The organism is Streptomyces subrutilus (assembly GCF_008704535.1).
Classification (GTDB): Bacteria; Actinomycetota; Actinomycetes; order Streptomycetales; family Streptomycetaceae; genus Streptomyces; species Streptomyces subrutilus.
This window is the reverse complement of record NZ_CP023701.1, coordinates 4,296,720-4,310,126: the sequence shown is the minus strand read 5'-3', so window position 1 is coordinate 4,310,126 and position 13,407 is coordinate 4,296,720. Positions and strand designations below refer to the sequence as shown.

At 74.2% G+C, this 13,407-nt stretch carries 12 protein-coding genes; 6 read left to right on the top strand and 6 right to left on the bottom strand.

Features of this window, described 5'->3' with window-relative positions; genetic code table 11:
• Positions 1-27 precede the first annotated feature (27 nt).
• Complete coding sequence (locus CP968_RS18980) at positions 28-546, top strand: EF-hand domain-containing protein (RefSeq protein ID WP_150519144.1); 519 nt, start codon at positions 28-30, stop codon at positions 544-546.
• 158 nt (positions 547-704) lie between these two features.
• On the opposite strand, the gene purU is transcribed toward CP968_RS18980, so the two are convergent.
• Entirely contained in the window at positions 705-1,589 is an 885-nt protein-coding gene (purU, locus tag CP968_RS18975) for a formyltetrahydrofolate deformylase (protein WP_150519143.1), read from the bottom strand.
• Between the two features lie 14 nt (positions 1,590-1,603).
• Complete coding sequence (locus tag CP968_RS18970; RefSeq protein ID WP_150521989.1) at positions 1,604-2,050, bottom strand: SCO4402 family protein; 447 nt, start codon at positions 2,048-2,050, stop codon at positions 1,604-1,606.
• Between the two features lie 236 nt (positions 2,051-2,286).
• Between CP968_RS18970 and CP968_RS18965 the strand changes: the two genes are divergently transcribed.
• Positions 2,287-3,597 carry an ABC transporter substrate-binding protein gene (locus tag CP968_RS18965; protein ID WP_150519142.1) on the top strand — a complete coding sequence of 437 codons (1,311 nt, stop codon included), beginning with the start codon at positions 2,287-2,289 and terminating at the stop codon, positions 3,595-3,597.
• Between the two features lie 19 nt (positions 3,598-3,616).
• On the opposite strand, the gene CP968_RS18960 is transcribed toward CP968_RS18965, so the two are convergent.
• Both CP968_RS18960 and CP968_RS18955 read right to left on the bottom strand, forming a co-directional pair.
• Positions 3,617-5,287, bottom strand: a complete 1,671-nt coding sequence (locus tag CP968_RS18960; RefSeq protein ID WP_244330575.1) for a hypothetical protein — start codon at positions 5,285-5,287, stop codon at positions 3,617-3,619.
• Positions 5,288-5,416: 129 nt separating this feature from the next.
• A complete protein-coding gene (locus tag CP968_RS18955) occupies positions 5,417-6,808 on the bottom strand; it encodes an NsdA family TPR-like regulatory protein (RefSeq protein WP_150519141.1) in 1,392 nt (463 codons plus the stop codon).
• Positions 6,809-7,028: 220 nt separating this feature from the next.
• On the opposite strand from CP968_RS18955, the gene CP968_RS18950 reads away from it, so the two are divergent.
• From CP968_RS18950 to CP968_RS18940, 3 genes are all read left to right on the top strand, one after another.
• On the top strand, positions 7,029-7,709 hold the full coding sequence (locus CP968_RS18950) for a bifunctional DNA primase/polymerase (RefSeq protein WP_150521987.1): 681 nt from the start codon (positions 7,029-7,031) through the stop codon (positions 7,707-7,709).
• 111 nt (positions 7,710-7,820) lie between these two features.
• Positions 7,821-8,660, top strand: a complete 840-nt coding sequence (locus tag CP968_RS18945) for an ABC transporter ATP-binding protein (protein ID WP_150519140.1) — start codon at positions 7,821-7,823, stop codon at positions 8,658-8,660.
• On the top strand, positions 8,657-10,294 hold the full coding sequence (locus CP968_RS18940; RefSeq protein ID WP_150519139.1) for a transporter: 1,638 nt from the start codon (positions 8,657-8,659) through the stop codon (positions 10,292-10,294). Before CP968_RS18945 ends, CP968_RS18940 begins: the two co-directional genes overlap by 4 nt.
• 174 nt (positions 10,295-10,468) lie before the next feature.
• On the opposite strand, the gene CP968_RS18935 is transcribed toward CP968_RS18940, so the two are convergent.
• Positions 10,469-11,365, bottom strand: a complete 897-nt coding sequence (locus CP968_RS18935; protein ID WP_150519138.1) for an alpha/beta fold hydrolase — start codon at positions 11,363-11,365, stop codon at positions 10,469-10,471.
• Positions 11,366-11,644: 279 nt separating this feature from the next.
• Positions 11,645-12,337: an iron-dependent transcriptional repressor DtxR gene (locus CP968_RS18930; RefSeq protein WP_150519137.1), complete on the bottom strand. Its 693-nt coding sequence runs from the start codon at positions 12,335-12,337 to the stop codon at positions 11,645-11,647.
• 292 nt (positions 12,338-12,629) lie between these two features.
• Between CP968_RS18930 and CP968_RS18925 the strand changes: the two genes are divergently transcribed.
• Complete coding sequence (locus tag CP968_RS18925; protein ID WP_150519136.1) at positions 12,630-13,385, top strand: SIS domain-containing protein; 756 nt, start codon at positions 12,630-12,632, stop codon at positions 13,383-13,385.
• The last annotated feature ends 22 nt before the right edge of the window (positions 13,386-13,407 follow it).

Below are 13,407 nucleotides of genomic sequence, written 5' to 3'. Positions count from 1 at the left end.
CGCACACGTGAAGGCGGAACGCCTAACATGGACAGCGCAGAATACGAGCGCAAGATCGCCGCCCGATTCGCCACCTTCGACCAGGACGGCTCCGGCTATATCGACCGGGAGGACTTCAGCTCGGCCGCGAGGGCGGTGCTGGCCGAATTCGGGGTGACCGCCCGCTCGGACAAGGGCCAGGCCGTTTTCGCCGGGGCCGAGGCCTTCTGGCAGGGGCTGGCCGGCATCGCGGACGTCGACGGGGACCAGCGGGTGTCCCGCGAGGAGTTCATCACCGGCGCGGCGAAGCGGCTGCGGGACAGTCCGGAGCGGTTCGCGGAGATCGCGCGGCCGTTCCTGCGGGCCGTGATCGCGGTGGCGGACGAGGGCGGCGTCGGCGCGACGGCGCCGGGCGCGGCGCGGGCGCTGCACGTGCTGGGCACCCCGGCGGAGCTCGCCACGCAGGTGGCGACGGCGCTGGACACGGACGGGGACGGCCGCATCTCGGAGGACGAGATCCTGGCGGCGTTCGCCGGCTACTGCGGGGTCGAAGCCCCGGACGCCTGACCCCACGGCCCCGACCGAACCCCCGGCCCGCCCCTCCCAGCCCCGCCGGCGTGTGAGGCGCGGGTCCGGGTGGAGCCCGGTGCCCGGCGGAGCCGGGGGCCCGCGGGGCTCGGGCCGGGGGCGGGCCGGCACCGGCCCCCGGCCCCGGCCCGCGCGGGCTACGCGAAGACGACCGTACGGGCGCCGTTCAGCAGGACGCGGTGCTCGCTGTGCCACTTCACGGCCCGCGCCAGCGCCTGGCACTCCACGTCCCGTCCGATCGCGACCAGTTGGTCCGGGGTCACCTCGTGCCCCACCCGCTCGACCTCCTGCTCGATGATCGGCCCCTCGTCGAGGTCGGCCGTCACGTAGTGGGCGGTCGCGCCGATCAGCTTCACGCCCCGCGCGTGCGCCTGGTGGTACGGCTTGGCGCCCTTGAAGCTGGGCAGGAACGAGTGGTGGATGTTGATGATCCGCCCGCTCAGCTCCTTGCAGAGGGTGTCCGACAGCACCTGCATGTACCGGGCCAGCACCACCAGCTCGACGTTCTCGCTGCGCACCAGTTCCAGCAGCTCGGCCTCCGCCGCCGCCTTCGTGTCCTTCGTCACCGGGATGTGCACGAACGGGACGTCGTAGGAGCCGACCAGCTCCGCGAAGTCGGTGTGGTTGGAGACCACGGCCGCGATCTCGACCGGGAGCGCGCCGATGCTCGACCGGAACAGCAGGTCGTTGAGGCAGTGCCCGAACTTCGACACCATCAGGACGATCCGCATCCGCTGGTCCGAGCGGTGGATCTGCCAGTCCATCCGGAACGAGTCGCCGATGGCCGCGAAGCTGGCCCGCAGCTTCTCCAGCGTGACCGGTGCCTCGGCCTCGAAGTGCACCCGCATGAAGAACAGGCCGGTGGCCCGGTCGCCGAACTGCTGGCTGTCCTCGATGTTGCAGCCGGTCATGAAGAGGTAGCTCGACACGGCGTGCACGATGCCCTGCTTGTCGGGGCAGGACACGGTCAGGACGAACTGCTGGGGGCGGGCCTGGGCCTCGGGCTGTGGGTGGTCGCTCATGACCCCACAGCCTTTCACACCGTACGCGTGAGGATTCTCAGCAGTTCCAGCGAGCGCGGCCGTACGTCCGGGTCCTCCCCGTCCGCCGTGGCCAGCCGTACGTGGGCCTCGCGCGCGGCGCGGACCGCCTCGGGCCACGCGTGGTGTTCGAGGAAGGCGGAGACGGGCGCGTCCGGGCCGACCTGGTGGAGTATCCGCAGCACGCGCAGCACGGCGAGGTCCACCAGGGCCGCCTCCTGCGAGTCCCGGAAGATCGTGCCGACGTACTTCTCGGCGGACCAGCTGTCGAGCCAGGTGTCCTCGACCAGCCGGTACACGGCGTCGGTGACGTCTCCGTAGCCCTCCGCGCCGGCGAGCCAGGTCTCCTCGTGGAAGACCGGGTCGGAGAGCATGTGCAGCGCCGAGCGCACGTTGCCGCGCCAGCGCCACCACGGCATGTCGTTGAGGGGCATGCCGCCCATGGTGGAGGAGCGGCCGCCGCGGCGGGAAGAGTTCTTCGAACCTTGGGCGAATGTCACGCTTTCGATCGTACGTTCCCGTACGCCGCGATCATGAGGCGCCCGGGCCGCCCCCGGACCGAGCGGACCCCCGCGCCCCGCACCCCGACGGCGACCGCCCCGGCCATTCACCTCGACGTCACCGAATGTTGTGGACACCTCACACCTCAGTTACCCGTGGGGCGGAATGGTGCATGGACATGACCGATCGGCAACGCGCAGCATTCCTCTCCCGCACGCTCCTGGCCACGGCGATGGGTGCCTGTCTCGCCGCCGGCTGCGGGGTGGTCCCCGGAGGCCCGGGGGGCTCCGGGGACACCCTCACCGTCATGACCTTCGCGCCCGAGGGCACCCAGGCGACGAACATGCCCGGCATGCCCGCCATGGCCCGCGCCTACGAACGGTGGGTGAACTCCAAGGGCGGCATCAACGGCCACAAGCTGCGCGTGCTCACCTGCAACGAGCGCAACACCCCCACCGGCGCCGCCGACTGCGCCCGCAAGGCCATCACCGAGAAGGCCGTCGCCGTCGTCGGCTCCTACAGCCAGCACGGCCGCGCCTTCATGGCCCCGCTGGAGGCCGAGGGCATCCCCTTCATCGGCGGGTACGGGGTCTCCGCCGAGGAGTTCCAGTCGACGCTGTCCTACCCCGTCAACGGCGGCCAGCCGGTCCTCCTCGCCGGCGCCGGCCACCAGCTCGGCCGCACCTGCTCCCAGGTCGCGCTGGTGCGCCCCGACACGCCCGCGGGCGACTCGCTGCCGATCCTGCTCAACGCCGGGCTGCGCGCCAACAAGGCGGGCGACGCCTCCGACATCCGGGCCGCCGAGGACTCCGCCGACTTCGCCGTCCAGGCCCGCGACGCCCTGGCGGCCGCGACCGGCGGCACCGGCGGGAAGGACGCCAAGGACCCGAAGGACGCCAAGGAGAAGGGGTGCGTGACGGCGGTGCTCGGCGAGCGGACGGAGACCTTCTTCGACGCCTTCCGGCGGGCCGACACCCAGCACCGCAACCCGCAGATCTCCTCGGTCCTGGGCAGCGTCGGCCAGTCCCTGGTCGACCGCACCGGCGGCCGGGACAGCCCCTTCGAGGGCGCCCTGGTCACCAGCTGGTACCCGGTGTCCACCGACCCCGCCTGGGCGCCCATGCGCTCGGTGATCTCCGACTTCGCCTTCGGCGACGACGACGTCGACCCCGACGACAGCGGCACCCAGACCACCTGGATCGCGTACACCGTGCTGAACGAGATCGTGGGCCGGTTCAAGGCGGGCGACGAGATCACCGGCCGCAAGGTCGCGCGGATGCTCAACCAGTCGGCGGCCGTGCCCACCGGCGGCCTCACCCCCGACCTCGGCTGGCGCTACGCGGACATGCGCGCCGTCGGCGGCTTCCCCCGCATGGTCAACGGCCGGGTCGCCTTCCAGGTCGTCCAGGCCGGCCGGCTCGTCGCCCAGCCGGGCGAGCAGTCGATGGACATGACGCCCACGCTGGAGCAGGCCCCCCGGGCGGCCTGACCGCCCGGGGCGGGCGGGCTCAGAGCTGCGACTTGTCCCGCTTGGTGAGGGAGTACTTGGCCGCGATCGTGTTCCACAGGGTCGCGGCCTGCTCCTTGGCCTTCGTCGCGTCGCCGCTCGCCCGGTTGCCGGCGGCCGCGTTGTCGGTGGAGCGGGCCTTGCCGTCCTTGCAGCCGTCGGGCCCGGTCACGTCCTGCGCCCACGCCGCGTAGCTGTTGTCGGCCGCGGCCGAGGACTGCCAGGCCTTGGTGAGGGCCGCGTTCAGCTTCGCGTTGTCCGGGAGCTGGTCGACCTTGAGCTCCCCGAGGCGGGTGACGAGCTCCTCGCGCTGGCGGGCCGCGTCGCGCAGGTCGGAGGCGGCCCGGTCGAGGTTGCTGCAGGTCTTGATGTCCTCCACGGCCTTGATCACCGCGGCCCGGCTGTCGTTGCTGTCGGCGAGGAGCTTGTCGAGCTGGACGGCCTGCGGACCGCCCGGGTCGACCGGGGCCTCGCCGCCGCCGGCCGCCGCCGAGGCGCCGGTGGGTGCGACGGGGGCCGCGCCCGGGTCGTTGTTCTGCGGCTTGCCGTCGCCCAGCAGCGAGCCGACTCCGAGCCCGACGACGGCCAGGCCGATGACCACGGCGGCGATGATGCCCGGGGAGACCCGGCGCGGGGCGGGCTGCGGGGGCGGGACCGGCGCGAACTGCTGCTGCGGATGGCTCCGCGGGTGGCCCTGCTGCGGGTGCGGGTACGGCTGCTGCGCTACGGGGCCCTGCGCCCTCGGCGGGTACGGGCGCGGCGGCTGCTGCCGGAGCACCGGCTCCTGGACCGGGGGCAGGTGCCGGGTCTGCCCGGCGGCGTCCTCGCCGCGGAACAGCCCGTCGAACTCGGCGGCGGGGCCGGCCGGGACGGGCGGCAGGTACTGCGTCGCCGGCTCCTCGGGCCCGGGGCCCGCGGGCACCGGCGGGATGTACTGCGTGGCCGCCTCCCCGTGCGCCGGCCCCGCCGGCACCGGCGGGATGTACTGCGTGGCGTCCTCACCCGCGCCGCCCGGCCCCGCCGGCACCGGCGGGATGTACTGCGTGGCGTCCTCACCCGCGCCGCCCGGCCCCGCCGGCACCGGCGGGATGTACTGCGTGGCCGCCTCCCCGTGCGCCGGCCCCGCCGGCACCGGCGGGATGTACTGCGTGGCGTCCTCACCCGCGCCGCCCGGCCCCGCGGGCACCGGCGGGATGTACTGCGTGGCCGCCTCCCCGTGCGCCGGCCCCGCCGGGACCGGCGGGATGTACTGCGTGGCGTCCTCGCCCGCGCCGCCCGGCCCCGGGGGCACCGGCGGGATGTACTGGGTGACCGCCTCGGGCAGCGGCGGGTAGCCGTAGCCGTGCGGATCGCCCGGGCCCTCGTACCCGGGGCCGACCACGTGCCCGGGGCCGGCCGGCGGATAGCCGTACCCCGGGGCCGCGTGGCCGGACGCCTCCCACGCGGGGCCGCCGGGCTCGCCGGGCTGCGGGTAGCCGTACGCGGGGAGCCCCGGCGCGGCCGCCTGCTGCCCGGGCGCGCCCGGGTACCCGGGAGGCCCGGGGTACTCCGGGTATCCGGTGGGCTCGGGGCCCTGCGCGCCGTGCGCCTGCTCCGGTCGCGGCGGGTAGGCGGGGTCCGGACCCCACGGGGCACCCGGCTGGGGGGCGCCGCCTCGTCCGTGCTCCGTCACCGGTACTCCTTCTCCGACTTGCCCGAACCTGCGCGACCGTCGGCCCACGCTACCCGGTCACCCACCGCCCCCGGGAGGCCGCCCGCGAACCGGCCGGCCCGATCCGGAAGCCGGATCTCCGGGCGCGCCCTAGGCGACCTGGGCCGCATGGGCCTCCAGGCGGGCGCCGAACTCGCGGACCGCGGGCTCCTCGCGGTAGGGCTCCAGCCGGGAGCGGAAGTCGTCCAGGTACTCCGCACCGCGGGTCGAGCGCAGCCCCGCCAACAGGTCCGCCGCCCGGGCGGCCGTCTGGCAGGCCTCCTCCACCTCCCGCTGCTGGACCTGCGCCGCCGCCAGCAGCAGCAGGCCGATCGCCCGGCGGCGCTCCTTGCCCTCCGGCAGCCCGCGCAGCGCCTCCTGCGCGCGCCGCGCCCCCGCATCCGCCTGGCCGAGGTCCCGGTGGCAGTGGGCCAGTTCGTCGGCGAGGTAGGCCTGGTCGAAGTGGCGGATCCAGACCGGGTCGTCGCCCGACTCCGGCTCGGCCCGCTCCAGCGCGGTCACCGCGCGCCCCGCCAGGACGGTCGTGGCCCGGGTGTCCCCGAGCAGCGCGTGGCCGCGCGCCTCGGCCGCGTAGAACATCGCCTCCACCCTCGGGGTGACCTGGCCGCGCGTGCCCTCCTGGGCGGCCCGCGCCAGTTGGGCGATCTCCCGCGGGTTGCCCAGCTCGGCGGCGAGGTGGCTCATGGACGCGGCCAGCACGTACCCGCCGTACGCCCGGTCGCCGGCCGCCTGGGCGAGGCGCAGGGCCTGGATGTAGTAGCGCTGGGCCAGGCCGGGCTGGCCGGTGTCCACGGCCATGTAGCCGGCGAGTTCCGTCAGCCGGGCGACGGCCGCGAACAGGGCCCGGCCGACCGGTTCCCGGTACGAGCCGCCGATCAGCCCGGACACCACGGAGTTGAGGTAGTGCACGACCACGGGCCGCACGTGCCCGCTGCCGAAGCGGTGGTCGAGTTCCTTGAGGGCCTCGGTGGTGGCCCGTACGGCCTCGACGTCGGACGCGCCGACGCGGGAGCCGCCGCTGCGGGCCACCTGGCTGTCGGCGCCGGTGATCAGCCAGTCGCGGCTCGGTTCGACGAGCGCGGACGCGGCCACGCTCGACCCGGCGAGGAAGTCGCGGCGGCCGACGTCGCTGCGCCACAGCTCGCAGACCTGTTCGATGGCGCCGACGACGGTCGGGGAGAACTGGAGGCCGATGCCGGAGGCGAGGTTCTTGCCGTTGGCCATGCCGATCTCGTCGATGGTGACGGTCCGGCCGAGTTTGCGCCCGAGGGCCTCGGCGATGATGCCCGGTGCCCGGCCGCGCGGCTGCTGGCCGCGCAGCCAGCGGGCGACGGAGGTCTTGTCGTAGCGCAGGTCCAGGCCGTGTTCGGCCCCGCACATGTTCACGCGCCGGGCGAGCCCGGCATTGGAGCACCCGGCTTCCTGGATGAGCGCCTGCAGCCGTTCGTTCGGCTGGCGGGCGACGAGAGGCCTGGCTGCCATGAAAACCCCCTGTGGCCGCGGGTGATCCTTGGAATGATCACTTCCCGCCTGATGTGCGGAGAATCTTCCGCTCTGCGTGGTGTCGCTACCCAACTCCTCCGCAGCGGCCTCCTACGCGCCCCCGCCCGTGCCTCCATGCGCCCCGCATGCAGGATCCGTGTTCCGTCCACCGGCCGGTTTGCGGCCGTAACCCGAGGTGACGCTCGGAGTTGTGATGGGCGTGGAAGAGACCATCGGAGTAACGGAGACCGCACCCATCCCCAAGCAGCGCGGCGAGCAGCTGCTGGACCATGCCGTGCGGTACGCGGAAGAACGGCACTGGGATGTCTTCGCCGGCACCTGGCTGGAGTCGGGGGACGGCCGGGAGGTGTGCTCCTGCGGCGCGGTGGACTGCCCGGCACCCGGCGCGCATCCGGCGGTGAAGGACTGGGCGGCGCTGGCCACGGGCAGTGCGGTGCAGGTGCGGCGGGTGTGGACGAAGACCCCGGAGGCCTCGATCCTGATGCCGACGGGCCGTACGTTCGACGCGGTGGACCTGCCGGACTCCGCCGGGTTCCTGGCGCTGGCCCGGCTGGAGCGGATGCAGCGCACGCTGGGGCCGGTCGCCCTGACCCCCGACCACCGGATGCTGTTCTTCGTGCTGCCGGGCGCCGGGGCGAAGGTGCCCGACCTGGTACGGAAGCTGGGCTGGATCCCGTCCGCGCTCGATCTGGAGGTGCGCGGCGAGGGCGGGTACGTGGCGGCGCCGCCCACCCGCTTCGGCGGCCGGGGCTCGGTGCAGTGGGCGCGGCGGCCCACGCCGGCCAACCGGTGGCTGCCGGACGCGGAGGAGCTGATCGACGCGCTGGCGTACGCGTGCGGGCGGGAGGCGGCGGCGGAGCGGGCCCGCGGCGGGGCGTGACGGCGACATGCGTACGGGCAAGTTCATGACATAAGTAACTGCTCAGGCCCCTCCCGCGCCTCCTATGGTGAAGACGGAACCACCAACGGGGACGAAACGGGAGGCGGGCGCATGCCGGACCAGGGCGATGCGACGAACGGCACGCAGGGGACGGGTGGCGCGCGATCCGCGCCGCCCGCCGTGCGGGTGGAGGGGCTGTGGAAGCGCTTCGGCGAGCAGGTGGCCGTGGCGGGGGTGGACCTGGAGCTGCCGGCGGGCCGGTTCATCGGTCTGGTCGGCCCGAACGGCGCCGGCAAGACCACGACCCTGTCGATGGTGACCGGGCTGCTCCGCCCCGACCAGGGGCGGGTCTTCGTCGCCGGGCACGACGTGTGGGCCGATCCGGTCGAGGTGAAGTCGCGGATCGGCGTCCTGCCGGAGGGTCTGCGGCTGTTCGAGCGGCTGTCCGGGCGGGAGCTGCTCGGCTACATGGGCCGGCTGCGCGGCCTGCCGGGGCAGGAGACCGACAAGCGGGCGACGCAGCTGCTGGAGGTCCTCGGCCTCGCGGGCTCGCAGCACAAGCTGGTCGTGGACTACTCGACGGGCATGCGCAAGAAGATCGGCCTGGCGGCCGCGCTGCTGCACAATCCCGAAGTGCTCTTCCTGGACGAGCCGTTCGAGGGCGTCGACCCCGTGTCCGCGCAGACCATCCGCGGAGTGCTGGAACGTTACACCGCCTCCGGGGCCACCGTCGTCTTCTCCTCCCACGTGATGGAACTCGTGGAATCCCTGTGCGACTGGGTCGCCGTCATGGCCGCCGGACGCATCCGCGCCGCCGGCCCGCTGGCCGCCGTGCGCGGCGACGCGCCGTCGCTGCAGGCCGCCTTCCTCGAATTGGTCGGCGCGCACGGGCGCGACGCGGCCGGGGACTCCCTGGACTGGCTCGGCGGATCCGGGGCGGCCTCCCGATGACCGCCACCACGGCCCGGCCCACCGCCGGGCCCGCACCCGCCGCCACCGCGCCCGACTCCCTCACCGGGGTCTTCGTCCGGCTGAAGCTCTCGCTCATGCGCAACGGCCTCAAGGGCTCCTCGAAGCGCAAGGCCGCCTGGATCGGCTCGCTGGTCTTCGCGCTCGTCGTCGCCTTCTTCGCCACCTTCGGGCTGGCCCTGCTGCGCGGGAACGCCCACGCGGGCACGGTCGTCGTCCTGCTGGCCGCGATCCTGGCGCTCGGCTGGACCTTCATGCCGCTGTTCTTCCCCACCGGCGACGAGACCCTGGACCCGAGCCGGCTGGTGATGCTGCCGCTGCGCCCGCGGCCCCTCGTACGGGCCCTGCTGGCCTCCTCCCTGATCGGGATCGGGCCGCTGTTCACGCTGTGCCTGGCCGTCGGCTCGGTGATCGCGGTCGCACGGGGCACGGCCGGGGCGGTGGCGGCCGTGGTGGCCGTGCCGCTGCTGCTGCTGGGCTGCGTGACCCTGGCCCGGGCGGTGGCCACGGCCAACGTGCGGCTGCTCAGCAGCCGCAAGGGGCGCGACCTGGCGGTGCTGAGCGGACTGCTGATCGCGGTGGGCGCGCAGGTGGCCAACTTCGCCGGCCAGCGCCTCTTCCAGACGGGCGGCCTGGCGCAGCTGGAGCCCGTCGAGGCCGTGGTGCGGTGGCTGCCGCCGGCGACCGCCGTCGGCATGGTGGACTCGGTCGGCGACGGCGCGTACGGGGTGGCGGCCGCCCAACTGGCCCTCACGCTGGGCGCGCTGGCCCTGCTGCTGTGGTTCTGGGAGCGGAGCCTGACCCGGCTGATGGTCACCCCGGACGGTTCGACCGTCGCGGCGGCCGGTCCGGGGAAGGACCGCGGTGCGGGCGGCTTCTGGTCGCTGCTGCCGGACGGGCGGACGGGCGCGGTCGTGCAGCGGACCCTGCGGTACATGGTGCGCGACCCGAAGACCAAGTCCTCCTGGGTGACCGCGCTGGCGATCGGCCTGATCGTCCCGGTCTTCAACGCGCTCCAGGGCACCGGCTCCCTGTACCTCGCCTGTTTCGGCGCGGGCATGCTCGGCGTCCAGATGTACAACCAGTTCGGGCAGGACACCTCCGCGTTCTGGATGGTCGCGCAGACGATCTCCACCCCGCGCGACGCCTACCTCGAACTGCGCGCCCGGGCCTTGGCGCTGGTGCTGGTCGCGGGCCCGTACACGGTGCTGGTGACGGTGGTGACGGCCGCCCTGCTCGACGACTGGGAGGGGTTCCCTGCGGCCCTGGGCGTGGCGGTGGCCCTGGTGGGGTCGATGTTCTGCTCGGGGGCGCTGGCCTCGGCGCGCTTCCCGTACTCGATCCCGACGGAGGGCGCCTTCAAGAACGTCTCGCCGGGGCAGGGCGCGCTCGCCTGGCTGGGGATCTTCGGCGGGATGCTGGTGTCGGCGCTGATCAGCGCTCCGGTGATCGCCCTGACGATCTACCTGAACGTGTCCCAGCACGGCCTGGCCTGGATCGTGCTGCCCGTGGGCGCGGCCTGGGGCGCGCTGGCCGCCTGGGCGGGGCTGCGGCTGGCGGCGCCGATGGTGGCGCGCCGGCTGCCGGAGATCCTGCTGGCGGTCAGCAAGGACTGAGCCGCCGCTGCGCCGCAGGAGCCCGCCCCGGGGACCCGCCGGGGCGGGCTCCGCCGCGTACGGGCCCGGGCGGGCGGTCGGTTCAGGCGTCCGCCCCCGTCCCCTTCCCTCCCCGTGTGCGGCGGCCCCTCGGTGCCGGTTTCGCCGGTGCCGTCGGCGGGCGGCGCCGCGGTGTCAGGGGCGGGCCGCCCCGATGCCGTCCAGGAAGGGCTCCAGGGCGGCGCGCCAGGCGGTCGGCTGGTCGTAGTGGAGGTAGTGCCCGGCGTCCGGGATCTCCGCGTACCGGCCGGCGGGCAGGACGCGGACCATCTCCTGGGCCTCGGCCCGGCCCAGCTCGCCGTCCAGGCCGCGGACCACGAGCGTCGGGCAGCGCACCTGGGCCAGCTCCTCCCAGTGGGCGTCGTGCACCCAGGTCTCACGGGCCGTCAGCATCTGGCGCCGGGAGAACAGCGGCCGCCAGCCGTCGTCGGTCTCGTGCATGACCTCGGCGAAGAAGGCGCCCCGGCCGGGGTCGGGGCGCTCCACCCGGGGGTCGTCCTCGCCGAACCAGCGGCGGGCGGCGTCCTGGGTGGGGAAGGGGAGCGGCCAGCGGCGGAACCAGTCCTCCCACTCCTGCTGGGAGGCTTCGCCGAGGGCCGAGGCGCGCATGTCGCAGATGACCACGGCCGCGACGAGGTCCGGGCGGCGGGCCGCGAGCTGCCAGGCGGTGAGGGCGCCCATGGAGTGCCCGATCAGGGTCACGGGGGCGAGGCCGAGCTGTTCGACGGCGGCCTCGGCATCGGCGACGAACGCCTCGCGGGTGTACGGGCCGGCGGCCGGGCGCTCGCTCTGGCCGTGGCCGCGCTGGTCCAGGGCCACCACGCGGTGCCGCTCGGCGAGCCAGCGGGCGGTGCCGGTCCAGTGGAAGGCCCGGCCCATGAGGCCGTGCAGTAAGAGGACCCCGGGACGGGCGGACGCGGGGTCGGCGGCGGCCGGTGCGGAGGCCGCCGCGGGCCCCGCGCCCGGTTCGCGGAACTCCCAGGCGGCCAGGCGCACTCCGCCGGCTCCCGTCACATCGATGCGCTGTACCACCGCAGATGCACCCCCTTCGCTCCGCGCCAGACTATCGAACCCGCATTCGAAAACGGGGGTCTCGCCCAGAACACCGCTCGTTCGAGTGACCTTGCTCAAGGATTGACCGGCACTGCCGAGGGAGATCCTTTCACCAGGGAGGCGGGCCGCTCGGGGAAGACGGTCCGAAGGGACGACCTTGAGAGCTCGGGGCTCCAGGTCACCAGGGGAGGACCGGTCCCGGCGCCGCGAGGCGCCGGGACCGCCCGTGTCTCCGGGCCGCCGCGGCCCGGCCCCCGGTCAGCGCTTCGCGACGAAGACGTGCGAGGCGATCTCCGAGTCCAGCTCGGCGGCCTCGCCGCCGCTGCCGACCAGTACCCCGCCCGGGGACTCCGTCACGCTCACCACGGAGCCGGGCTGCACGCCCGCCCGCCGCAGCGTGTACATCAGCTGGGCGTCCGTCTGGATCGGCTCGCCGATCCGGCGGACGACCACCGTCTTGCCCTCGGAGCCCGGGTCCAGCTCGGCCAGGCTGACCATGCCGGCCTCCAGGAACGGATCGGCCTCGGCCTTCTCGCCCAGCTCCTCCAGCCCCGGGATCGGGTTTCCGTACGGCGACTCGGTCGGGTGGCGCAGCAGCTCCAGCACCCGCCGCTCCACCGCCTCGCTCATCACGTGCTCCCAACGGCAGGCCTCGGCGTGCACCTGCTCCCACTCCAGGCCGATCACGTCGACCAGGAGGCACTCGGCGAGCCGGTGCTTGCGCATCACGCGCGTCGCCAACCGCCGCCCCTCCTCCGTCAGCTCCAGGTGCCGGTCGCTGGCGACGGCCACCAGGCCGTCGCGCTCCATGCGCGCCACCGTCTGGCTCACCGTCGGGCCGCTCTGGTCCAGCCGCTCGGCGATCCGGGCGCGCATGGGGACCACACCTTCCTCTTCGAGTTCGAGGATGGTGCGGAGGTACATCTCCGTGGTGTCGATCAGTCCGGACATTCGTGCCCCTCGGATTGCGTGCGCTGGCCCTGCCCCCAATTCTGACGCATCCGGCCGACAACCGTCCCGTGCCGGGCGTCAAGGGCGCTCCGGGACATCTCCCGACCGCCGCGCGCGCACCCTCCGGGTGATCTCCCGGAGGGCACCCCCGGACATCCCGGGACATCCCCCCAGGGCCTTTCGTCCCGGGATTGACGTTCGTATTGACAGGCCCTTGGTCCAGACCGCACGGTGAGCGGCGGACACCGACGCACCTCCCCTCCCACCCCACCTCCCGAAGGGCCATCGGCGTATGAGCGAGAGCAAGCTGGCCGGTCAGTTCTTCGACGCCGCCATCGGCCTGCTGGAGCGGGTGCGCAACGAGGAGGGCGGGCGGATCGCCCAGGCCGGGTCCCTCGTCGCCGACGCCGTCGCCTCCGGGAACCGGCTCTTCGCGTTCGGCGCCGGGCATTCCTCGCTGCCCGCCATGGACGTGGTCTACCGGGCCGGCGGACTGGCCCTGATGAACTTCCTCGCGGTCCCGGGCACGGCCGGCATCGACGTCATGCCCGCGACGCTGGGCAGCGCCCTGGAGCGGGTCGACGGCCTGGCCGGCGCCGTCCTGGACAGCAGCCCCGCGGCCGACGGCGACCTCCTCGTGATCATCTCCCTGTCCGGGCGCAACGCCCTGCCGGTCGAGATGGCCATGAACGCCCGCGCCATCGGCCTGAAGGTCATCGGCGTGACCTCGGTGGCGTACACGACGGAGACCAAGTCGCGCCACGTCTCGGGGACCTTCCTGAAGGACCACTGCGACGTGGTCCTCGACAGCAAGATCGCGGTCGGTGACGCCGAGCTGAGCCTCGACGGGATCGACGCCCCCTTCGCCCCCGCCTCCACCGTCGTCACCAGCGCGATCATGCAGGCGGTCATGGCGGCGGCGGCCGGCGAGCTCGCCGGCCGCGGGATCGAGCCGCCGCTGCTGCGCTCGGGCAACGTGGACGGCGGCCACGAGTGGAACGGCCGCGTCATGCAGGAGTACGGCGACCGGATCTTCTTCCGGCACTGAGCCGGTCCCGGCGCCCGCGCGG

Coding starts and splice junctions, on each gene's coding strand:
- CP968_RS18965 (WP_150519142.1), top strand. CDS start 2,287: ATGACCGATCGGCAACGCGCAGCATTCCTCTCCCGCACGCTCCTGGCC.
- CP968_RS18925 (WP_150519136.1), top strand. CDS start 12,630: ATGAGCGAGAGCAAGCTGGCCGGTCAGTTCTTCGACGCCGCCATCGGC.
- CP968_RS18980 (WP_150519144.1), top strand. CDS start 28: ATGGACAGCGCAGAATACGAGCGCAAGATCGCCGCCCGATTCGCCACC.
- CP968_RS18940 (WP_150519139.1), top strand. CDS start 8,657: ATGACCGCCACCACGGCCCGGCCCACCGCCGGGCCCGCACCCGCCGCC.
- CP968_RS18970 (WP_150521989.1), bottom strand. CDS start 2,050: ATGGGCGGCATGCCCCTCAACGACATGCCGTGGTGGCGCTGGCGCGGC.
- CP968_RS18930 (WP_150519137.1), bottom strand. CDS start 12,337: ATGTCCGGACTGATCGACACCACGGAGATGTACCTCCGCACCATCCTC.
- CP968_RS18955 (WP_150519141.1), bottom strand. CDS start 6,808: ATGGCAGCCAGGCCTCTCGTCGCCCGCCAGCCGAACGAACGGCTGCAG.
- CP968_RS18945 (WP_150519140.1), top strand. CDS start 7,821: ATGCCGGACCAGGGCGATGCGACGAACGGCACGCAGGGGACGGGTGGC.
- purU (WP_150519143.1), bottom strand. CDS start 1,589: ATGAGCGACCACCCACAGCCCGAGGCCCAGGCCCGCCCCCAGCAGTTC.